Below are 21,029 nucleotides of genomic sequence, written 5' to 3' on the forward strand. Positions count from 1 at the left end.
CGCCGTCTGAGTAACAACTCAGATCTTTCGGGCGTCGGGTCAGATGCTGCTTGGTCAGTTGACTTGTTACGGCGGCTCTTGCGTCCGCCTCGCGCTCCAGCGATACGAGCGCGATCTTGTCCGGTTAGGCCGTCTTTGCCTTCAATCAACGAGGCAAAGCCGCCTGTGTTTCCGCGCTGGCCTCCGATTTTGCCGATCCTTTTGTAAAAGTCAGGATCGGTCGCCAGGTTTGCGTCTCGGGCTTTGATTCCACCAATTCGGTTGCCGGACATATTAGCGTTGTTCCCTTCGGAATCGGGCCAAGAAAGTACGTCGTTGGTTGATGTCACTCACAATCGCATCGTGCTGAGTCTCGCTGACTGCTTCTTCAACTTTGCCGAGGCGCTCTGCTAGCTTGGCTAGCTCGGACAGCATGTAGCTTTGGTCCTTGAGAATCTTCTCCAGATCGACTTTGGCGGCCTTCTTAGCCACAGGCTTGATCTCGTGAATCAAAGGTTGCGCTGGCTCGGTAGGGCCTGTCTTAGCGATCTTATTGAGTTGATGGAGTGCCTTGATCTTCTCGCCCTGGGCCTTACGGACTTCCTGGTAGTTCTCCCAGGTCTGCGCTCGGCGTACTGCTTTGATTGTTGATACCTTGAGACCGCTTGCTTCAGCTACCTTGGCAATGTCATTGCTCTTCTTGCGTAGCTGCGCGGTGATGGTGTTGAACTGTTGCTCTGTTAGGGGTTTACCCATTTAGTTGTTCTCCGAGGCATCAGCCTCCTTAGTTTTGATGATCAGTACGCCCGTCTCGGCGTTCTTTACGGTCTCTAACAGCTCCCAGGCCAGGTTGACGTCATTGACGACGCACTCTGTCCCAAACCAGTTCGCTAGATGCTCCTCGAACTCGACAGTCGCCTGGGTCTTGTTTACCGGCATCGTTGCCGCTAATTCCCTGATTGCTTCGGGTTTGAGGTCAGCGGCTACGCGGCGGATGATCAATTGCAGAAACTCTCGGTCGGTCATACTGCTGGCTCCGCTGGCTTTAGTAAGTCGGTCAAGGCTTTGAGCATCTCTGGATCAGATGGCCGACAGCCGGCACACAGGCTGTTGTTGTCGAGCTCTTCCTCATACAGACAGGCGATACAAGGTCCGAGGGGTCCGTCGAAATCGGAGTTATCTGGTTGGTAGTGTTCTTCTTCCATCAGATTTTCTCCACGTCCGTGATTGATAACTCAACCTCATCGGCATAGATACCTCCTTGACGTACGAAGTCTTCTCTACACTTTTCGATGGCTTCGGCGGCGGTGGCTGCTTCGTATACCTCCACTGATTCAAACGTCGGGCCAAAGAGTCCCTTTACCCTTGCTATGAATTTGACTTTGTACTCAGCTACTTCCATACCCGCTCCTGGTTGATGCCGTCCTTATCTTTTAGTGCTTGGAGCTGATCGATGACCGCGGAGGCGTCAGCAGATGTGCGGGTCTTTTGCATCACGTTGTCGATCCAGGCGTTATCTTTGCCTGCCTCGAGAGCCAGGGAGGCGATAAGACCTTTCTGCTTGTCCGATGCTGCTTTAGTAGCCGAGGCTTTTGGCGCTGAATCTTCGGGGACGCGGGTTACGGCTGGCTCAGGCGTGTGCTCGTCGGCATCTTCGCCCTTCTCGCTGATGTTGAACTGTCGCATCAGATAGTATTTGAGCGCCGACGTTGCTGCCTTGTTGGTGGCTTTATCGCCGTAGTCGAGAGCTTCGCCAGTCCAGCTAACAGTAAATTTGTCTTCTGGGTTGTCTGCGTTCGTGACGGTGAAGTACATATCAACTAGCAGGTAGTTGCCAACGGCTCCTCTGGCGCTTGTTACCTGGGAGCGACTCTGCTTTATGCCCTGCTGCATCCGTGGCACGATAACGACGCCGTATTTAGCGAATAGGCCACGGAGCTCGCCAGCTACTGCCGCGTACTCGATGAAGCCGTATCCCTGTTCCCGGTTGGTACCACCCTTTTTGATGGCTCCGACCTCGCCGGTAATGCGGGCAAGCTTCTGGTACAGGTTCAGTGAGGCGAAGCTCTCAGGCTCTGATTTAGCTACAGGCTCGCCCATACGACGATCCCCTTGAACAGAGATAGTCCTGTTCCCTTACGTTTGGTCGAGAAGTCCCGACGATGAGCCACGTACGTTGTATTGGTACGCGCCTGGCGTTGCTCGCGTAATCGCCTAAGTGTCAAAGTTCTCTCGGTAGACTGCGTGCTGCGGCGTCTTGATGCCGTCGAGGTATTTTCTGCCATTGCTGCGCTCCTTTCTTACTAGTTCGTTATATCGTTTCCTGATCCGGTCGTTGTGTTGAAGTACAGAGGTGCTGAAGATGTTCGCCCTGGACGTGTTGACGCCTAGTGTCTCTTTTTGCCAAGCAACATGTTCGTTGATGGCTTTGAGGAGCAGTGGGTCAAATCGTTCGGAGCTGAGTATCTTTGGTACGCCTGAGTTATCTTTACGACTTGGATATGTAATCTCGTTCATGTTGTTCTCCTTCGATGGGTTAAGTCTCCTGTCTAAGTTGTGATTGAAAGTTTGCTAGTTGCTGTCGGCTTATCGCTTGTGCCGTGCGTTCGCTGTGCATCACTATGAGCCATGAGTGTCATTTTGTAAATACAAAAATGAAGTAGTAAATACATCAGAGACTGTGGAAAAGTCGGCCAACAAACTGCTGTAGGTCTGCCTATAGGTTTGCCGTAGGTGTCGACCCACGGCAAACCGGCTGCTGACCTGCGAGAACGTTCCCCTAGGACGTCAGAAAGCTCTGCTCTATACTGACGATGTGCGTATGACTTCAAGAGATGCGGCGATTATCCAGGCTGTTGACCAGTTCGGTCAGCTCACGTCTGGTCACATTTGGCATTGTTATTTCGACAACACAAACAAATTCTCCATGCAACGGGTGCTCCAACGTCTGGTAACTCTCAAGCTCTTAGCCCGCGTTGAACGGCGTCTGGTTGGCGGCAACGGTGGTGGATCTGGCCAATACGTCTACCAGCTCGGCGCTGCTGGACACGATTTCCTTGGTAAGCGCGGAAAATACGTTCCGCAACACCGCACGGTCAAGCAGCACATGCTGGAGATAGCTGACGCCTACAGCGAGTTCTACACCGCTGAGCTAGATGGCAAGATTCGCATCTTGAATTTTCTGACGGAGCCAGATAGCCACATGGATATACAGGGAACTAAGGTGCGGCCTGACTTGTTTATGGAGTATGAACTGGTTGGCCAGGGCGAGGGGCGCAGTCTTTGGCTAGAGATAGACCGTGGCTTTGAATCGCTGCCAGTCGTCGCGGAGATGGTGAAGCGCTATGTCCACATTTTCAAATACGCCACCACGCGCGATATGGAACGCGTGCCGGCCGTGGTGTTCCTGGTGCCAGATGATAGGCGAAAGCGCAGCATAGAGAGCGTCATACGGCGCGAGTGCGAAGAGTTTGACGACATGCTTGGCGTGTACCTGGCCGAGGGCTTCATCACCTCTGTTACTTAAGCGTGTTTTACAACTTAAGTTCGTGTATTTGTATATACAAACACGGCGCTATTTTGTAAAATATAGAGAGTAAGTAAACAAGGAATCAATCACATGAGCCGCTATCACACTCTAGACAGTTACACAGGCGAGATCGTCCACCAATCAAACCAACACCCTCAAGCTCGTATTAGCCGCCCACAGCGCCGATACGCCCAAAGACGATACACAGGCCGACAAATACTTATCTTTGCAGGCTGGGCGCTCCTTGCGATCATGGTACTGCGATAAGTGACTCACCACATAGAAAAAGCCGACTACTTATCAGTCGGCTTTTTTGTTCGGTTGAATCCCCAGTCGCGTTTCTTGGTCCGTTCTGCCAGGGTCGGTCCGAAGTAAGCAACGTTGAGGATCGGCACCACGAATCGTCTGTTTATAAGGTCACTAAAGCTCATACACGGCATTATGAATCATGGGGGCGGTTTTGCCTAGGCATTCGAGTTCGGACTTATCCACACACGATGCTCTCAAAAATACTACTGTTGACTGCTTAGGTCTGTGGAAAACCTATGATGGTTGTCTATCGGAATTCTCACATTGCGTCTTGAATATTCCGGTCTAGGCTTCATAATGTTAAGCAGCTCGATGCGCTTCTTGCGATTCGCGTTGAGCCATACAGTTAGACTAGGGACTCCTGATAAAAGGTAATCCCACTATTTCTAGTGGGTTGACACGCTTCTTGCTGCCTTTGATTATGACTTATCGCGTCGATTGTGTAAATACCTTTACAGAGAATTGTTCGGAGATCATGTATAAAAACTCCATGAATGAACTTGCTAGTAGCGCTAAACCCAGGCACTGATTGATTGCCCCCTAAACGTCAACCTGGTCTATGCGGTGCTCACAAGTAGTTCGGCTGTATCACCGAGTAGGTTTGGATGCTAAAAGGTCTCAGGTACAAGTTGTAAAGCGTCGAGCAGCTCGCGGTCCGTCTTAGCAAGGGAAGGGGGGCGACATGGTTTCTGCATCTTATCTAAGCCAGCGGTCCTCGCGACTACCTTGAAGATCCCGTAATACTTTGATTGAATCCGACTCCACTATGCCAAGTGATATGGAGTCTGCTAGTAGGCTGATTGATTGTCTATTGGCCTCGAGACCTCGGAGGAACAGTAGGAATATAATCAGCACGGTGCCCTTTGTTGATAGGTCCCACCAGCTAATTTCGACCCCTTTTACTATAATCCATTCGGGTCGGGCATTACGGGCGAAGATTGTAAACAAGGCAAAAGTTAGTGGTAAGACTAGCGCAAAGCGAAATTCAGCTTCTCCCCTGAATCGATCGTATCGCTCAAATATTTCATTTTGATTGAACTTCAGTCTTGTTGCGAGATCGTTGAGTTCCCATCGAATGATACTTATCAGAATAGCGTCTGATATCACCGACGAGTTTCGGTCGATTTTCTTGCGCTTCTTGAGCCGAGGACCGGATTTTCCCGGAAGTCCATCCATTGCCGAATATATCTCGGCTGGCTGAACGCCCCTGCTCAGCGCTAAGTCAACTTCGTTCTTTATGAATGCAGTCAAACGTTCTCGAGTGGGCTCAGTTATTTGGCCTATTCTTTTATTTTTGCGACGGTCTTTCTGTTGAGAGCGCAACTCGAACTTGTCGTGAATGTAAATAAATAGGTTTCCGAATGGCAGTAGTAATCCAACAATGTATGCTATGAAGGAGATTAGAGCTACTGATCCAACAGGTCCGAGAAAGCCTAGGAGCTTGGCAAATTCTGAGCCGAATCCCGGCGTACTGGATATCTCACTCATAAACGGGGCAATATTCAGCCAGATGCCAAACAAGATGATGAGTCCGGAGGATATTGAAGTTCTTAGGTCGCGAAGCCCGTCAAGAAAAGAGATCATAAAACACATCCATCATCTCAAGATTGCCATCGGTGAGTACTTGCCCTGCCCTGAAGTGCGAGACTCTTCCGAGACTCACTGCCTGATTGTATAGCTGCCAAGGCCTTTTAAACATCGGGCTGTTGTGCATAAATGAAGACATGCAGGGTCAATCAACAATCATTCGCAAACACTGGTTCGGCCTTGCCGTGATTCTGGCAGCCGGCCTTGCGGTCGAGCTTGCACTTGTCCTGGCCGTCGCCGTGACCTTTCACCAGGGCCAGCTGACGCCCAACGTATACGCGTTCCTGGGAGTCATCATGGTCGTCGTGCTGCTCGCAGACCTTGTAACCACGTACGTCTACCGTCTCTCAAGCATCGTGCTTACCGACGCCGGTATCACGATCACTAACTGGCAAACACTGTTCTTTAGCAATACCGCCGAGTGCGAGTGGAACCAGGTCGAGGACGTGAACGCCAAGCAAGGAGGGGTTTTCGCGCAGCTGCTGGGCTTTGGCACGCTGCTTATCCAGACAGCCGGCACTCAGAACAACATCACAATGATGATGGTCCCACGGGCCCAGTACTGGCGAGCGACGATTGAAGCTAAGGCAGCCGCTACGCCGACGCTCACGCATTCTGTGTAAATCCTATTGACCAACGATTCGGCTCGGCGCATATTGAAGCCAGATGTCGGACCACGAACCAATTGACCATCATGAACTGCAAGAGCGGGTTGACCGTCTGTTTGATGAGTCTGACCGAGTAATCGTGGAGATCCTTAGTAAGTACATTGACGACATCCGCGCCGCTTCTCTCGATAGTAGTTCGTTGTAGTTTATGCAACGACTAACAGAGGTGAGTAGGCAGTAACGCTAATTTATGTATTTACAAATATGCACTGCCGTGCTTAAATACATGCAGTTCAAACGAACTAGAACATTCAATCGCTACTACTGAGCAACCAGCACACCAGACCGTGAGATGCGGTCCACGACTCGAAACGTAAGAGTCAAATGTCGTCGAGGTGCTTGGTCGCAGCGGTTGAATGAGAACATTGAAAATTTTGGTTGTGCGCATTACATGGTTGCTAGAAAGTAAAAAACATACCACCCTCTATATGGGGGTCGCGCAACGGTAACGGATAAGACCCCTGTTATAAGACGTGCAAGAGATTAGTAGGTAGCAGACGGTGAGGAACCGCGAGCGTTGACCTGCGATTGGCTCCCTTTATCGCATCAGGCTGAGCGTCGACAGCTGAGGTTCACGCGGAGTAATCCAGAATATGAGCCGTTACTCGGGTAAGCACGCGCAACTATCTAGCAGCCATGCACGCGCACAACACGTTGAAGGCATCTGGCCGCAGCTGGTACAGCTAACGCTTAGGGTAGGGCGAGTCATACCAGCGGCAAGCTCTTTCGGTGGTTTATCCGTGACGCGTTAGTTAGCAGCGGCAGCCACATGTCTTCAATGACTTGCAATCCCAGTTCTGCTCAGGTGAACCCCCAAACTTCCTGAGCGGTACCGGCACTACAAGGCCGACACTCACAACATTTAGTGCCCCGGGCGGGCAGGAATCAATCACATGTCAAAATCAACACTAACAACAACCGAAGTAACCAAGGCACCTAAGACCATTCCACTGCGTGAAGCATTGCCATGGTTCATCGTTGCCATCATGACGTTTGCCATTGCCGGCATCGTCAGCGGCTGGTTCATCCGATCCAACGTCAGCGCGATGACCGTGCAAACCACGTCAAAAGAACAAAGCCGCTAGCCTCCGTCAGCAGCGCGCCACAACCACAGACGGAACCGCCTGTTGAGCACGAGCTCCAGGTACCACCCATACATGAAGCACCAGCGCCGGCCATCGACACGGAGTCCGAAGCCAAGGCTTTCATCTACATGAAGGAATCCAGCAACCGGACGGACGCGGTAAACAGCGCCGGCTGCATCGGCCTCGGGCAAGACTGCAACGGCGTACTCGCAACACGATGCCCCGACTGGCAGACAACCTACCAGTGCCAGGACGAGTACTTCACCGGCTACATGCGGTCCCGGTACAAGACCTGGGCCGCAGCGAAAGCTCACTGGCTGGCTCGCGTTCCGATCAACGGGCGCGACGTCGGCAACTGGTGGTGACAACAACCTATAGCGCCACTGCGAGAGCGCTATAGGGGTATCAAGAACTTTAAACAGGAACAACTGAATATGAGTACCACTAGGAAACTACTCAGCATCATCCGCGCCGCCAACTCGATCCACTATTTCTTCCGGTGGTTCAAATGAGAGAGATCAAATTTAGGGCGTGGGATGGGGCAAAGCTATGGTACCCAGAGACCTGGGCTGGCTCAGATGAGTACGTCGCTGCCCATAAAGATGAAGACTATGACACGGACATGGGTCTGCTTTTCAATGCACTAGATAATCTGCATAGACAAACAACCGTCATCCTCATGCAGTACACCGGCCTCAAAGACAAGAGCGGTTTGAAGATCTATGAGGGTGACATCGTCGGTCTAGAAGGAATACCTCTGTCAAATTCGCCGGTGTCGTTCTCGGCAGGAGCGTTTGTGCTCAGCAATCCTGAAGTCTCCTCTGAGCCAAACCTCGGAGACATGCTTCGAACTCCAGTTTGGTCAGCGCTTGAGGTCATCGGCAACATCTACGAGACTTCCGATCTCCTCGCCAAGGCGGTGATATGAGTGAGCGTCCTCCTATCGATGTCCCAAAGTCCCGCGAGTTACTCGAAGGTCTACTGACACTGGCTGGATCGACCGGTGAGACATATTCCAGATTTCACCGTTACAGCCCGCGAAACCTTGGCTTCCTGGCACTTCAAAATTGTCCGCCAGAGCCAATCGCAACCTTCAAGAGGTGGCAAGAGCTTGGTCGTCACGTCACGAAAGGCAGCAAGGCCTATTCGATCCTCCGACCGATTCAGGTCAAAGTAGAGACAGATGACAACAGCGATGAGCAGTACAAACTGGTGCGCCGTTTCAAAGTCGTCCGAGCCCTCTTTGCCGTCAGTCAGACGGCCGGCGACGATCTGCCACCGTACTGCCCACCAGGCTGGAGTGTCGACCGCGCCCTGGAGACTCTTGGCATCGAGCGGGTGCCGTTCGAGAACTACGACGGCAACATTGGCGGCTATGCCAGGGGCAACAAGATTGCGATCAACCCGGTAGCGCCGTACCCACTGCGGACGACCATCCATGAGGCGTCCCACGTCACGCACGGCGATACGACTCCCGAGAACCTTGCGCTCTACCAAGAGCATCGCGGCCAGTTTGAGTATCGGGCCGAAGCCAGCGCCTACGTAGTACTGAACGAGCTTGGCGCTTTAGACGAGGAAACAGCCAGCGTGAGCCGCGGATATGTCCAAGGTTGGTTGCGCGACCAGCAGCCGCCGGAGGACGACATGCGCCGGGTATTGAACGTCAGCACAAAGATATTAGACGCGGGCTTTGAGCCAGAAGGAACAGAAGAATCATGACTATCGATGAACTTAGACAGGAGTACAAACTGGCCGACGACGAAGGGCGGAAGTGGCTCAAGGTCAGTCAGACGGAGAAGGACTACACACTTAGTGCTATCGCCACGGTTAAAATGAACGGCTTCATTGCTGCCAAGCGATTCATCCTCGAGAAGATCGGTGAGGTGAAGTTGAAGGAGGGTGACGAATGACCACTACCAGCCCACGAGATGAGGACGCTATACAGATACGTCTAGTGCTGAATCACTATAAAGACGCTATCGCTGACATTATGCGGAAGTATGCGATAAGCGAACCCCGTATTCAGCCAGGTCAAGCAGCGGCTTTTAGCGCCGACATTACCCACCAGATTGATATAGAGCAAGATTCGCTACTTCAGCTCATCCACGCCCACGACGCCATCCGTGAGAGGGAGATACGGATTGATATACAAAACGAAGGGCATTTCTTCACCCACAAAGACATGAAAGGCGGCGCAATAGATTACGGCTTCTATCACTTCTGCAAATGTGGCTATAGGGCTGGTGGACAAGACGAACTACAAGGTCACATTGCATGGCATATCGGCATCCTTACCAACCCTAAACAACAGACTGGAGAGAAATGAGTATGATTGATTTAGACAGTATTGACGCTCAAGCACCTAAAAGCATCTACTATGACAGCAATGACATAATTTCTAAGATTAGGTCTGGTGATGTCCCAAAAGGAAGTATTATCAAGGTTCAATGGCCTAGTGGCAACAGCGAGTACGTAAGAGTCCATGGCTGGAGCAAAACTTTTAATAAGATGAGTGGTTGCAATATGGGTTGGGATAATCTGGCAACTGAACTATATGACCTATGCAAAGGTGTTGTTAGTTTAATAGAAGAACCCAAAGCTAACGACAGGCGGTGGAAGCCCGTCACCGCCCTCAAAGCAAAAGGAGGAGAGTAGGTATGAGCGACAATGACAAGTTCGACGGATTTGATATAGCTGTTGCAGCATTCGGAATTGCAGGGGCGGTAGTAGTGGGCTATGTGGTCATCCACCTGCTTATGGGGTTTGGTGGATGGTGGAATGGTCTTTGGACTGTCACACCAAAAGACACCGCATACGCCGAACAGCAGCAAAAAGATTGGGCGAAAGACCCTGCTAATCCGAGCGTTGCCGGACAAAAATGCTTGGACATGGGCGGCTATCCACAATACAGCGCCTGGGATGGTCGGTTTCTCGACTGTAAGGGGATTGGGAAGTAATGACCACCACCAATACACCATTTGAAGAGGGACTGGACGAGATACTACTAGCCCATCGAAACTTCGTTGCCGCGGCCAATGGAAATAAGCTCTCTGCGGGTTCAAAGACGCTCAATCCACTTGAAGCTCGTCAGGCCCTCACCCAGCTCCACGAAGCGGCGATAAGCGAGGCGGTAGATGCGGCTGAGGCAAGGACCGCCGATATTGAGTTCAAGGCTGGCATAAATCATGCCACTGTAGGCGGCGATTGTATGCCGGTCGACGAATACATTAAGACGTCTAATTCAGCATTTGATCAATTAGTCAAGGACAGCAACCGTGTCGCTGCATCACAGCGTAAGCAGTAGTCGCTAGAATCGCCCTGGCTCGATCACACGCCGCTTCACGCGCTCCGCTTCAACCCAGAACTCACGTGCTCCCTTGTAGTACTCGGCAGGCCACTGCACCTGTACTAATACGTGTGCCTTTGTCCACCCAAGCGCAAAGCCTGGCTCCGTCCGTTCACTTCCGTCATCAACTGCTACACGCACCCAGACAGCCAGAGACTTCTTTGGGCGAGTCATATGCGCTAGGTCAACCAGCTCGGGCGCAACAGCCAATGGCTGCGGGATGTTGTCGACTGGTTCGTTGAGGCCACTCATAGGAAGAGTGTGGCAGCTCCGTATGACACTGAGCAGACTCTCGCGGCCACCGACTTAGGCGGTCGACAGATCAAACTGCAGTTTAACAACTGCCGAGAGCCGAATGCCTAGCCGCCGGTTTCATTGTCTATCTTGCGCAGAAATATGGCGACCCGATTGTTCGTATCTTCGACATAATGGTTGCCTAAATCCATTTCGCTCAGGGAAGCAGATTCGGACATCCCAACAGTTGATGAGTTGTATTCGCGGCTGGCAGTGTAGGACCAAACCCTGCCATCATCACCCAGTAAGAAACCGCTAGACCCCCAGTTTTCTCGCCAAACTCCGCCACCGTAGTCTTTTTCGCTGCTCCAGGATTCGCTGTTTAGTTGCCACCCGCTCACCGTATGCCCACGGGCTGACCAGTAGCCCGTCGGGATTGAACGCTTACGTAGGCGCCTAGCCACTTTCGCCGCATACTCGTCAAGCGGAGTACGCTCTGGTCGGTAATCGTCGAGTCCCATCCGGCTCAGTTCCTTACCAGCCGGTTGCCTTGCCAGTGCCCTGGCAGCTGCCGCAAATGCGGTTGCCATAGCACATCACGCATTTTCCGGTTAGGCCCTTGCCATCCCCGTCACACATCGGGCACTTACCTGAACCTTTACAAAGACCACAGTTGGCCATTTATGTCCCCCTCCCAAGACCCAGACACCCGAAGTGAGCATCGTGACTCAGAGTGTAGGCAGGTGATCCCGTCTCTGCATAGAGACTTTCGAAAGGTGCGAGTGTTGTCTCAGCTTTTACCGCCCTCTTAGTTCAATTGATCACTCACGCTCTGTGGCATTGTCGAGCAGGCATCAGGCTGATTCTGAGTTGCAGCATGGTCTGACGCTTTGTCTGTGATGCCAATCGTCGCCACCACAGCTTGCCAACCGCCCATGTCCTTTATCTGCATCGGTACCCACACATTGGCGGCACCATTGATGTAGTTGATCGCCCAACCAGACTGAGCCGTGTTGTCTAGCAGGAAGCCGCCGCCCTTAGCACGCTGCACAAGGCTCGGCAGCGGCAGGGTGCCCATGAGCTGAGCAGCCTGGTACTCCGACATGTACCATGGAGCCTCATCGAAGTAATACCAGCTGGCGGCGCAGATGCCGTAAAGCTTCGGACCAAACTGCGCGTAGTTGAGGTAGAGCTCCATGATCCGCTGCTTGCTCAGTGTGTAACTGAACTCAGTCGAGAGGCCAGCCTCCAGCGCCTTACGGAGCGCGTTTTGATCCGGCCAAAGGAAGATGTTCTTCACGAGCTGTTGCGGGATGGTGGAACCGCTCGGGTCAGGTTTGCCATTTAGGTAGGCATCTACCCGCGCATTGAAGTCCTTCATGTCGAACGCGCCGCTCCGAGTGCCAAGCTGTTCATCTTCATGGACAATTGCCGCTGCCAGCACAAACCGACTGATGTGGTCGATGGAGACGAACTGATAAGCGATTGGCTCGCCGTCCTCCAACATGAAAGCAGTTCGCGGGGGAGTGATCCAGGTGAAGGCCACCGCTATCAGCTCAGATAGAACGACCAGGGTGACGAGCAGTTTGAACCACCAGAATATGAATCGACGTATTCGGCGCCGCGAACGAATCGGCTTATCCGTCTCCATTACTTCCACCTTTAAAAGAAAAGGCCCCCTAGAATTCGTTAGGGAGTATGGAGAATTATACGCTTATTGATATTTCCTGGTCTATGGCGGGAATGTTAGTCCGACGCTTTAGGATTCGCGATAGCGGGCTTATTAGAAGCGATATAAAACGGTGAACGCCGAAGTATTTATCTGAGCCTTCTAACAGTGTATGAAGTGAAGACTAACCATACGATCTACTCGGTCTCGTTTGCGGGAATCTTATTGATTGCCCTATCTAGAACCTTCTTCGTCGCGGCCCCGGCGATTGCCCCGGCACCCATACCGCTGACGCCAAGATCGCCCAGGATCGAGTGCAAATCAGGACTTGCGGAGCCGATGGCTGATAGGCCCATCGTGACGTAGATCGCGACCACAACGGTGAAGAACCAGACCATCAGCTTGCGATCTGCACTCGACAGTGTGATGAGGAACGGCAACTGCTCGATTGATTCAGCGAGTTCCGGTTGTTCCTCGAAAAACTCTGCCGCAAACTCGTTGACGTCGGGCCGATCAACCAAGATGCCCTGCAGCGAGGTCGCGTGGTTCAAGAGAGCACCCACGTTCGGAGTGCTGACTGAGTGAGTGAATGAGCGATAAAAGGCTGCCATAGCCTTCTGGAGATCGGCACTTTGGTACATCGGCTCAAACTGGATTTTGTGCATGTTGGCAAGAGCCTGTCCAATGGCTCCAACGCTTGCATATTGTTCAGCGATCATCTTCGAGAAACTGGGCGTCTGCGTCATACCCGCAATTAGCTTCGAGATCCCGGACACGTCGATCTCTTTTAGAACAATCGATCCAATGTTCTGGGTAACGTTAATGAACGGCTTCCCCATGATGCCCGTAAGCGACGGACTCATCGATTCGAACAGAGCTCCCGCAGCGAGGAATGGGACGGTGTTTGTCCTTGCGATGGGAGCGTCAGCAGTCATGGCTCAACGTTACCGGTGGTGGATGACATTTTTTGGGGCTGGCCGCGGAACACCCTGGACCACCGGACAGCGAAGACCCGCCGGCAACGATTGGGGGCGCGTGCCGACGGGCCAGAACAAGCATAACGCTGCATCGTGAACGCAGCGTCCTAACTTGATCGTTTGGTTTAGCCTGCACGCCGCGACGGGTTTAGGTTGCCGCTTTTAGTCGCTTGGGTCAGTTACGATTGCTCGGTGACTTCAAATGGGGGGACCGCACGGCCTAAGCTGCCGGCATTAGTAGTAGAGAAACTGAGCAAGACTGGCTACACGCGTGGGGCCACTGTGCGCGAGATCTACCAGAACAGGGTGACACGTTACAACCCAGTTCTTATACCGTGGGATCAATGGGAACTATGTAAGATGCCCAATGATGGTTCGGACGGATACGAAAACGGATTCATCGTCATCATTGAACCGCAGTGGTACTTCATGACCCCGGAAGCTGATGAGATCCTGGCAGCAGAGGGCGTCGAGCTTGGTGTCAACGCTCTGCTCTACTACAACCGCCGATTTGATTGGTTGGCATATCGTCCAACGTCGGGCACTTTGGACAACGGAAAGCCGTTCCAACCGGCTACTTCGAGATCGAACCCGCTTGGCGGCACGTACTTTGCTCGAATCCACGCCACGACTGCGGCTGACGGTGTAGTAGAAGGATTCAATTCGTCAGCCCTTCGCGGCGCAGGCATCCGGGTCTACGAGTATGCGTCGTCGCAGACTATTTCAGATACCAAGATTCAGCTTGAAGCACTTTTTTTGGGCGTGTAGTGATGTGTTCGCTTCAGCGTCAGAGTCGTCACTGACTGTCGACGGAATGAAGAAGCTCAAAGAGGCGAACATGCGCAAGGCCACTGAACGCGGTTTATGGGATACAGAGAGGCTTCGAGACGTGAGGATGCTGAACAGTAGCAATCAAACCGTCTGTCCGTTGTGCCTTAATGAGCTTTCTGCGTTGGACTTCATCAAACGATCAGAGCAAGCCGAGGGTCGCGAAACTTACGACCTAACTGCTACTGAGATCAGCTTGTTCCACATCCAGGAACTTCGGGTTGGGAAACTGCAACACAGACCGTACAACCTTGGATGGGGCCATCATCACTGCAACGTTGTCGTCAAAGACGCTGGCATAATTCCGACGCTGGAATGGATGAAGCGAGTTGTCGACAACAACGGTGATAGCTGGCAGAAGATTCAGGAAGACAAATTGTCAGTCGAAAAGGCTCTCAGTCAGTAGACCATTGCTGCGCTGTCTGTTAGATGTAGCCGGTCGAGCAGGTAGCGCGTCTTCGTCCAGCGGCTGCGTCTGAACCAGGTCTTTGGCCATGCGCGCAACCCACTGGTCTTCGATTTCCATGCAAATGGCTCGACGGCCCAACTGCAGCGCTGCTACGCCTGTTGAGCCCGAACCCGAGAAGCAGTCGAGGACAATGTCGCCAGGGTAACTGGACGCTGAAATGACGTGCCGAAGCATGTCTAGAGGCTTTTCGGCTGGGTGTTTGCCCTTGAAAGGGCGCACGCTCGGGAAGTCCCATACATCGGTAAATTCCACTCCACCGTGCAGATCCATCGGACGAACGATGTCTTCGTAGGGAAGCATCTTCTCGACCGCGCCTGTGGCTTCAATAGCTTCAGCAATCTTGGCGTATTGTTCTCGGCTTGGGATATTGCGTCCAGCCTCCCAGTTCGCAACCGCGCCACCATGGTTGACCTTGCCGTATGCTCCGATGAGTTCGGTGAGCTTGTGACCGGACATGTCGGCTTTCTTCCGGCAATCCTGCAAGTACTGGCCAAGCGGCGAACGACGGATGGCGTTCATATCACCGTAGGAACCCTGTTCAAACACGAGGATGCGTTCTGAGTGCGGGTACCAACGCCGAAGCGCTTCCTTATTCATCTTGCCCTTCCAGCCGTCGTAGCCTGGTTCGTTGGGCTTAGTCCACGTGATGTGGTTGATCGGACGCAGGTACTTGGACATCATGACTTCGAGGCGGGCAGACATCTGAGCGGAACAGTAAACGTAAACTGTGCCGTTCGGTCGCAGAATCCGCTTCCAATGGGCAGCGTAGGCCTCCATCCACTCCAGGAAGTGTTCGTCTTCCTGGAAGGCCTTGTCGCCGTAGATGTTGTCCTTTTTAGTCGAGTGATAGGGCGGGTCTGTGAGTATCAGTGACACCGACTCGTCAGGCATGTGCTCGAGCAGCATCAGTGAGTCGCCGTGCGCCACGATCGAGTCTTCGGTCATGGAGGCGATGGATGGCAAGAGAGAAAGCTCGATCTTGCGGAAGTCTTCACGACGGTGAGCTGAGTATGGCACAGGGCAATGTTACCGTCCCTAGGGCCCCAAGTCCTGGCGATGCCGTGGTGCGTCGATCACATGAGATTGCGCTCGGTGCTGGCGGCGGCGAGCGGCGGATCTCTTTTAATTTTCGCTCCTTTGTGCATAAATAGGGGCACATATGGCAGACGCAACACCCCCCGAAGAACAGAAGAACAAAGGCGGTCGACCGCTCAAGTTCAAGACGGTCGCTGAATTGAAGCAGCAGATCGACACGTACTTCAACTCCTGTGATCCACACACCACGCAGCGACGCATGGAAGACGGCACCAAGCAGGACGGTTCAACCAACTGGGTCACTCGTGAAGTAATGACCGAGCAGCGACCGTACACGATCTTGGGGCTCGCTAGGGCGCTTAGGACCAGTCGAGAAACGCTGCTGGACTACGAGTCAGGCAAGTACGACGAGCAGGACGATACCGACGAGTCCGGCGATCGGTTTTCTGACGCTATAAAGGACGCTAAGGCCCGCATAAACGAGCAGGTGGAAGAGCGCATGATGAGTGGCGATGCCCCGGCTACCCCTTCTATCTTCTGGCTCAAGAACAACTCCAACTGGAAAGACCGATCAGAGGTTGATCACACCAGCAAGGGTGAGTCGATCAGCGCATACAGCAACCTGACTACTGAGGAGCTGCGCAAGCTCGCATCTGGTGAGTAATGGACAGGCTCGATTACGTTCGCCAACAGGCTCGGTTTGAGCTCGCTAGACGTCACTTTTATGACTACTGCCAGCTAAAGTACCCCCGCCACTTCGCGGATGATCGGACCTATCTCAAGAACGTCTGCGACAAGGTCCAGTGGTTCAGCGAGCAGAACCAAAAGCGTTTCCTGGTCATCAACATGCCACCGCGCCACTACAAAAGCTTCACTGCCGGCAACTTCGTTGAATGGAGATTCGGCGAAGACCCCAGCCGCAAGGTGATGACCGGCTCATACAATGAGACACTTTCAACTACGTTCGCCCGCAAGGTCCGGGACACGATTGATGAGACGCCTTCTGATGGTGTCCTTGTCTACCGCGACATCTTTCCTAAGACGCTGGTGAAATATGGCCAGGCCAGCGCCAGCAAGTGGGCGCTTGAAGGCAGCAGCCAGGACAACTATCTCGCCACGTCCCCAAGTGGAACCGCAACCGGGTTTGGCGCCAACGACATCGTTATCGACGACATCATCAAGAACGCGGAAGAGGCCTACAGCGACCTGGTACTTGAGAAGCACTGGAGTTGGTTCACCAACACAATGCTCTCGCGTACGGAGGGCGATGACTGGAAGGTCTATGTCTTCATGACCCGGTGGGCTGAAGGCGATCTCGCCGGAAGGATCATCGACGCCTATGGCGATGAGGTTGAAGTCGTCACCTACAAGGCCGTCCAAGACGATGGCACGATGCTCTGCGAGTCGGTTCTCAACCAGCGTGACTATGAACTCAAGACCAAAGAGATGAACCCAGACATCGTTGAGGCCAACTACAACCAGCAGCCGATAGATGTGAAGGGCCGGCTGTTCACTGACTTCACTGTTTACAGCTCCTTGCCAGCTGGACTCCATAGGCGGTGGAACTACACCGACACCGCGGATACGGGCTCTGACTTCCTGTGCAGCGTGGATTACATCGAGGAAGGCGGTGACGTCTATATCACCGACGTCGTGATGACCGATGAGTCGATGGAGACAACCGAGCCCCAAGTTGCGGCCATGCTCGACGCCGACCAGGTCAATGAGGCGACCATCGAGAGTAACAACGGCGGACGTGGCTTCGCGCGAAACATAGAGCGGCTGCTCAAAGAGACCCATGGCAATAGAAGCTGCGTGGTGAAGTGGGCAGCGCAGACGGCGAATAAAGAGGCTCGCATCCTAGCTTCGAGTGCCTGGGTGAATAAGCACGTCTTCATGCCGCACAACTGGGAGCACAAGTATCCGGCGTTTTACAAGCAGCTGATGAGCTACCAGAAGAAGGGCAAGAACAAGCACGATGATGCGCCCGACGTTTTGGCAGCGATCTACGACAGAGTGGCGAACCCATCGAAAGCCGTTTTTAGGGTGAGGACAGCGTGAGTCATTCTGTAGGGTAGGTCGACCCGCCACGCGTGTTCCGTCGCACTTTTCGAGTTGCTCTCTTTGCAGCGGTAGGAACCAACGGCGTACGCATGGTCGAGCGAATTATCTGACGCACGGCGGTTGCTCGCTCGTCCGCTGGCAGAGACTCAATGAGCCGTTCCAAGCCCAGTAGCCGGGAGAACTCAACTGGCTGAAGGAAGAACTGTTGCAACTGCGCAGAAGCCTCTGACTGAGCCTTCATGAAAGTGCGGCCAATGTAGGCACTGAGAGCGCCGCCCGCTACTCCAACGGCTCCTGCAGAAATCCTCCCGATGTCGTTGGAAGACTGCGAGGCTAGCCATCCAACGTAGATAATCACCAAGAATCCTATCCCGGTAGAAATCTGCGTGCTAATGAAACTTTGGCGGGACTGGCTTATGGCGATCTCGTGGTAGTACTCCAGCCTTCGTTGGGTAAGCGCCCAGATCTGTTCGAAGTCTGGTGGTCTATCTGTGAAGCTCTTCTCAAGGGCACGTATTTCTTTTAGAGACTTCTGACGAGCCCTAAACTGCCAGTAGGAAAACAGGCTGGAAATGGCAACTGCAGCAGCACTGATCGTCACGACGAGAAATATCGTGCTTGCAAAATCTACCGGTGGTGAAGTGGAGGCGTTCGACACGCTCCTAATGAGATTTTGCGAGTTGCTAAGGAGGGCGCCCAATAAGGATGCAATGAATACAACTAAAGCCAACCCCCAAGCAAGGGATCTGACTACGCGGTATACCTTCGCAACATCCACTGATGGCGGTAACTTGTGGTCCTCGTCGGAGCTCACTTGATGCCTCCTGTCACCATGGTTGCGACAAACCTTACCTGAAAGCAGGATATTAAACCATACTTACTTTCAGGAGGGATTGGAATTCGTTCCGGATAATTGCTATTTAAGCCATCGTCCTTTGCTGTTACTATCAAAACAGAATTATAAATAGGGCAATAAACAACCTTTATGCAAAAACGGACACCATTTCGACAGCGCCTGGCAAATGTAATCAGCGGTAAATCTTTGGTTCCGGCGTTGAACCCCGTAGATGGTGTCACCTATCCAGGCATGAGCGTCGGGGGTCGTCTCAACACCTACGCCGACAAGCCCTCACAACTGGCTGCCCTCACCGGCTGGGTATTCGCCGCCAACAGTGCCATCGCTGAGCCATGCGCCGCTGTCGAGCTCAAGCTGTACCGAAAGAAGAAGGACGGCGACCGCGAGGAAGTCACCAGCGGACCAGCCATGGAAATCATGGAGCTGTTGGACGGTCCAAACGTGGTCCATACCGGCGAACAGATGCGCCAGCTGCACTTCACTTACATGAACATCGTGGGCGAGAGCTACATCTTCATGCGCGACATCAACGGCGAGGAATTCATTCCGGCAAAGGGCCGGCTACCGGCTGCCCTCGATATCTTTCCAGCTCACCTGGCCCAGTTCCGGCTGGGGGAGACGTACACCAAGAGCACCGTCTCGATTGGTGGCAAGACGTATCCAGTCACCGCCTTTATCCGCGACCTCAACCCTGATCCGTTCAATCCCTACAACGGTCGCTCGATCATCGCTGCCTCAGCTGCAACGCTTGACCTCGAAGAGCAGATGAAAGCCTGGAACCAACAGCTGTTCGCCAACGGTGCTCGACCAAGCCTCATCTTCCAGACTGACCAGCCGCTTGATGATGATGCCTACGCCCGTTGGAAAGCGCAGTTCGCCGACGACCACACAGGTACGAACTCCGCTTACAAACCGCTGCTTATCGAAGGCGGTAAAGCCACGCCATGGATGCTCAACCAGCAAGACCTCGACTTCCTCGAAAGCCGCAAGTTCAGCCGTGACGAGATCCTGGCCATGTTCAAGGTGAGCCCCGGCATGATCGGATCAGTCGAGAACGTCAACCGCTCTAACCTTGAGGCCGGCTTCTACGTAAACGCCGTCGTCAACGTGGTCCCACGTGTGCGCCAATTCGTTCGCCAGGTCAACGCCACCCTAGTAAAGGTCTACGATCCAACTCTCGAGATCGACTTTGTAAGCCCTGTCCCTGAGGACATTGAGGCCAAGCTCAGAGCCGCCAGTGCTGGAGTGAATACGTGGTGGACGATTGATGAAGTCCGTGACATGTACGGCGAAGACCCACTGCCTGAGGGTCTTGGTGAGCACATCATCATCACTGGAAAAGGTGCGCCAGTCTCATTGGAAGACGTCCTGGCCAACGACTCTCCAGCGGCTAAGCCAAAGCCACAAGACCCTGAAGACCCAGACGGCGATGGGGACGATGATCTGACCGAAGACCCAAGTAACAAATCCTTAGAGGGTAAGCAGAGCATAAAAAAACCCTGACGCCTGAAGAGATTCAGGCAGCACGTGAACGCCGCGGTGAAGCTAAAGCCGCCAAGTACAACCAGCGCGGCGAGGTCTATGAGCAGCAGCTACTGACTGCGCTCCGTCAGCAGTTTGAAAAGCAACGGGCCGAGATCCTGGGCAACGCGGCTACGAAGCATTTTAAGGACTACGGCAGCCGTCGAGTCACCAAACATGACAAACGGGACTACTTAGCAGCTCTGCTTGCCTGGAGTGCCTACAACGACGCTATGCGCCTAGCCATCGCACCAATCATCTACGCACTCATCGTCGAGACGGGCAAGGACGCCACAGAGGACCTCAATCTGGACCCAAGCATGTTCAACCCGACGACGCCGGATGTCATGAACTACTACCAACAGCGTTCGCAGAAGATCGCTGAGGACGTCAACGCCGAGACGGAGAAGCAGCTGCGCGCCACTCTGAGCCAAGGAGTCGACAACGACGAGTCGGACGATCAGCTACAGGCCCGCGTTGAGATCGTCATGGGCGCAGCGCTTACTTATCGTGCCGACCGAATTGCGCGGACAGAGGTGACCAGGGCTCAGGGGTTTGCCGACGTTGAGGCTTGGCAGCAGAGCGGCATCGTAACCGGAAAAGAGTGGTACACGGTGAACGATGAAAAAACTTGCCCGAACTGCCGGGCTCTCGATGGGCGGATCATCAGCTGGATAGCGATTTCTACAGCTTGGGGGACGTGGTGACGAACGGAAACAGGACTATCAATATCAACTATGACGACATCGCGGTACCGCCCCTCCATGCCAATTGTCGCTGTCGAATTTTGAGCGTATCGGTTCCGGTCGGCTAACTGTTGTATTTATCCACGGAATAATTTACTTTAAGGACAGAAAACTCTAAGAGGCTCTA

The 21,029-nt window shown here is 53.2% G+C and carries 28 protein-coding genes; 17 read left to right on the plus strand and 11 right to left on the minus strand.

Annotated elements, in window-relative coordinates; all coding sequences use genetic code 11:
• Positions 1-273: 273 nt before the first annotated feature.
• The 5 genes from AHiyo1_RS04155 to AHiyo1_RS04175 all read right to left on the minus strand — a co-directional run bounded on the left by AHiyo1_RS04155 (position 274) and on the right by AHiyo1_RS04175 (position 2,496).
• Positions 274-735 (minus strand): hypothetical protein, encoded by a 462-nt coding sequence (locus AHiyo1_RS04155; RefSeq protein ID WP_059387701.1) that lies wholly within the window; start codon positions 733-735, stop codon positions 274-276.
• Positions 736-1,005, minus strand: coding sequence for a hypothetical protein (locus tag AHiyo1_RS04160; protein ID WP_059387702.1), 270 nt, complete (start codon positions 1,003-1,005; stop codon positions 736-738).
• Positions 1,006-1,183: 178 nt separating this feature from the next.
• On the minus strand, positions 1,184-1,381 hold the full coding sequence (locus tag AHiyo1_RS04165) for a hypothetical protein (protein ID WP_059387703.1): 198 nt from the start codon (positions 1,379-1,381) through the stop codon (positions 1,184-1,186).
• Positions 1,372-2,079: an ERF family protein gene (locus AHiyo1_RS04170; protein WP_059387704.1), complete on the minus strand. Its 708-nt coding sequence runs from the start codon at positions 2,077-2,079 to the stop codon at positions 1,372-1,374. The genes AHiyo1_RS04165 and AHiyo1_RS04170 overlap by 10 nt, the downstream gene beginning before the upstream one ends.
• Positions 2,080-2,193: 114 nt before the next feature.
• Positions 2,194-2,496 (minus strand): hypothetical protein, encoded by a 303-nt coding sequence (locus tag AHiyo1_RS04175; protein WP_059387705.1) that lies wholly within the window; start codon positions 2,494-2,496, stop codon positions 2,194-2,196.
• A 304-nt stretch (positions 2,497-2,800) separates the two neighbouring features.
• Between AHiyo1_RS04175 and AHiyo1_RS04180 the strand changes: the two genes are divergently transcribed.
• The gene (locus AHiyo1_RS04180) at positions 2,801-3,505 is read left to right on the plus strand and encodes a replication-relaxation family protein (protein WP_084784350.1); all 705 of its coding nucleotides are present in this window, start codon (positions 2,801-2,803) and stop codon (positions 3,503-3,505) included.
• A 1,008-nt stretch (positions 3,506-4,513) separates the two neighbouring features.
• Here the strand turns inward: AHiyo1_RS04180 and AHiyo1_RS04185 are convergent.
• Complete coding sequence (locus AHiyo1_RS04185) at positions 4,514-5,401, minus strand: hypothetical protein (RefSeq protein WP_059387707.1); 888 nt, start codon at positions 5,399-5,401, stop codon at positions 4,514-4,516.
• A 140-nt stretch (positions 5,402-5,541) separates the two neighbouring features.
• Between AHiyo1_RS04185 and AHiyo1_RS04190 the strand changes: the two genes are divergently transcribed.
• The 10 genes from AHiyo1_RS04190 (at position 5,542) to AHiyo1_RS04230 (ending at position 10,461) form a co-directional block, all read left to right on the plus strand.
• Entirely contained in the window at positions 5,542-6,027 is a 486-nt protein-coding gene (locus tag AHiyo1_RS04190) for a hypothetical protein (RefSeq protein WP_059387708.1), read from the plus strand.
• 938 nt (positions 6,028-6,965) lie between these two features.
• Positions 6,966-7,157, plus strand: coding sequence for a hypothetical protein (locus tag AHiyo1_RS04195; protein ID WP_059387709.1), 192 nt, complete (start codon positions 6,966-6,968; stop codon positions 7,155-7,157).
• Between the two features lie 128 nt (positions 7,158-7,285).
• The gene (locus tag AHiyo1_RS04200; RefSeq protein ID WP_059387710.1) at positions 7,286-7,522 is read left to right on the plus strand and encodes a hypothetical protein; all 237 of its coding nucleotides are present in this window, start codon (positions 7,286-7,288) and stop codon (positions 7,520-7,522) included.
• A gap of 143 nt (positions 7,523-7,665) precedes the next feature.
• Positions 7,666-8,085 (plus strand): YopX family protein, encoded by a 420-nt coding sequence (locus AHiyo1_RS04205; RefSeq protein WP_059387711.1) that lies wholly within the window; start codon positions 7,666-7,668, stop codon positions 8,083-8,085.
• On the plus strand, positions 8,082-8,876 hold the full coding sequence (locus tag AHiyo1_RS04210; RefSeq protein ID WP_059387712.1) for an ArdC-like ssDNA-binding domain-containing protein: 795 nt from the start codon (positions 8,082-8,084) through the stop codon (positions 8,874-8,876). The genes AHiyo1_RS04205 and AHiyo1_RS04210 overlap by 4 nt, the downstream gene beginning before the upstream one ends.
• Positions 8,873-9,067, plus strand: a complete 195-nt coding sequence (locus AHiyo1_RS04215) for a hypothetical protein (RefSeq protein ID WP_059387713.1) — start codon at positions 8,873-8,875, stop codon at positions 9,065-9,067. Before AHiyo1_RS04210 ends, AHiyo1_RS04215 begins: the two co-directional genes overlap by 4 nt.
• Entirely contained in the window at positions 9,064-9,483 is a 420-nt protein-coding gene (locus tag AHiyo1_RS04220) for a hypothetical protein (protein ID WP_059387714.1), read from the plus strand. Before AHiyo1_RS04215 ends, AHiyo1_RS04220 begins: the two co-directional genes overlap by 4 nt.
• A 2-nt stretch (positions 9,484-9,485) precedes the next feature.
• On the plus strand, positions 9,486-9,812 hold the full coding sequence (locus AHiyo1_RS24105; protein WP_148667400.1) for a hypothetical protein: 327 nt from the start codon (positions 9,486-9,488) through the stop codon (positions 9,810-9,812).
• A gap of 2 nt (positions 9,813-9,814) precedes the next feature.
• A complete protein-coding gene (locus tag AHiyo1_RS04225; RefSeq protein ID WP_059387715.1) occupies positions 9,815-10,114 on the plus strand; it encodes a hypothetical protein in 300 nt (99 codons plus the stop codon).
• Positions 10,114-10,461, plus strand: a complete 348-nt coding sequence (locus tag AHiyo1_RS04230) for a hypothetical protein (protein ID WP_059387716.1) — start codon at positions 10,114-10,116, stop codon at positions 10,459-10,461. The genes AHiyo1_RS04225 and AHiyo1_RS04230 overlap by 1 nt, the downstream gene beginning before the upstream one ends.
• 401 nt (positions 10,462-10,862) lie before the next feature.
• Here AHiyo1_RS04230 and AHiyo1_RS24110 read toward each other — a convergent pair whose 3' ends face one another.
• The 3 genes from AHiyo1_RS24110 to AHiyo1_RS04240 all read right to left on the minus strand — a co-directional run bounded on the left by AHiyo1_RS24110 (position 10,863) and on the right by AHiyo1_RS04240 (position 13,341).
• On the minus strand, positions 10,863-11,258 hold the full coding sequence (locus AHiyo1_RS24110) for a hypothetical protein (RefSeq protein WP_216363127.1): 396 nt from the start codon (positions 11,256-11,258) through the stop codon (positions 10,863-10,865).
• Positions 11,259-11,545: 287 nt separating this feature from the next.
• On the minus strand, positions 11,546-12,388 hold the full coding sequence (locus tag AHiyo1_RS04235; RefSeq protein ID WP_059387717.1) for a biosynthetic peptidoglycan transglycosylase: 843 nt from the start codon (positions 12,386-12,388) through the stop codon (positions 11,546-11,548).
• A gap of 215 nt (positions 12,389-12,603) precedes the next feature.
• Entirely contained in the window at positions 12,604-13,341 is a 738-nt protein-coding gene (locus tag AHiyo1_RS04240) for a hypothetical protein (protein WP_059387718.1), read from the minus strand.
• Between the two features lie 234 nt (positions 13,342-13,575).
• On the opposite strand from AHiyo1_RS04240, the gene AHiyo1_RS25390 reads away from it, so the two are divergent.
• Both AHiyo1_RS25390 and AHiyo1_RS25395 read left to right on the plus strand, forming a co-directional pair.
• Positions 13,576-14,151, plus strand: coding sequence for a BstXI family restriction endonuclease (locus AHiyo1_RS25390; protein ID WP_275937036.1), 576 nt, complete (start codon positions 13,576-13,578; stop codon positions 14,149-14,151).
• The gene (locus AHiyo1_RS25395; RefSeq protein ID WP_253257142.1) at positions 14,087-14,617 is read left to right on the plus strand and encodes a BstXI family restriction endonuclease; all 531 of its coding nucleotides are present in this window, start codon (positions 14,087-14,089) and stop codon (positions 14,615-14,617) included. Before AHiyo1_RS25390 ends, AHiyo1_RS25395 begins: the two co-directional genes overlap by 65 nt.
• On the opposite strand, the gene AHiyo1_RS04250 is transcribed toward AHiyo1_RS25395, so the two are convergent.
• The gene (locus tag AHiyo1_RS04250) at positions 14,591-15,607 is read right to left on the minus strand and encodes a DNA-methyltransferase (protein WP_216363130.1); all 1,017 of its coding nucleotides are present in this window, start codon (positions 15,605-15,607) and stop codon (positions 14,591-14,593) included. The two genes, AHiyo1_RS25395 and AHiyo1_RS04250, sit on opposite strands and share 27 nt — an antisense overlap.
• Positions 15,608-15,839: 232 nt before the next feature.
• On the opposite strand from AHiyo1_RS04250, the gene AHiyo1_RS04255 reads away from it, so the two are divergent.
• Together AHiyo1_RS04255 and terL are read left to right on the plus strand one after the other, a co-directional pair.
• Entirely contained in the window at positions 15,840-16,379 is a 540-nt protein-coding gene (locus AHiyo1_RS04255; RefSeq protein ID WP_059387719.1) for a terminase small subunit, read from the plus strand.
• Positions 16,379-17,776 carry a phage terminase large subunit gene (gene terL / locus AHiyo1_RS04260; RefSeq protein ID WP_059387720.1) on the plus strand — a complete coding sequence of 466 codons (1,398 nt, stop codon included), beginning with the start codon at positions 16,379-16,381 and terminating at the stop codon, positions 17,774-17,776. The genes AHiyo1_RS04255 and terL overlap by 1 nt, the downstream gene beginning before the upstream one ends.
• 1 nt (position 17,777) lies before the next feature.
• Here terL and AHiyo1_RS04265 read toward each other — a convergent pair whose 3' ends face one another.
• Entirely contained in the window at positions 17,778-18,593 is an 816-nt protein-coding gene (locus tag AHiyo1_RS04265; protein ID WP_059387721.1) for a TRADD-N-associated membrane domain-containing protein, read from the minus strand.
• 171 nt (positions 18,594-18,764) lie between these two features.
• Here AHiyo1_RS04265 and AHiyo1_RS04270 point away from each other — a divergent pair, with 171 nt between their 5' ends.
• Complete coding sequence (locus AHiyo1_RS04270; RefSeq protein WP_084784351.1) at positions 18,765-20,138, plus strand: phage portal protein; 1,374 nt, start codon at positions 18,765-18,767, stop codon at positions 20,136-20,138.
• 251 nt (positions 20,139-20,389) lie between these two features.
• Complete coding sequence (locus AHiyo1_RS04275; protein ID WP_059387723.1) at positions 20,390-20,863, plus strand: minor capsid protein; 474 nt, start codon at positions 20,390-20,392, stop codon at positions 20,861-20,863.
• The last annotated feature ends 166 nt before the right edge of the window (positions 20,864-21,029 follow it).

Origin of the sequence: Arthrobacter sp. Hiyo1, assembly GCF_001263615.2 — a bacterium.
In the GTDB taxonomy this organism is placed as follows: Bacteria; Actinomycetota; Actinomycetes; order Actinomycetales; family Micrococcaceae; genus Arthrobacter.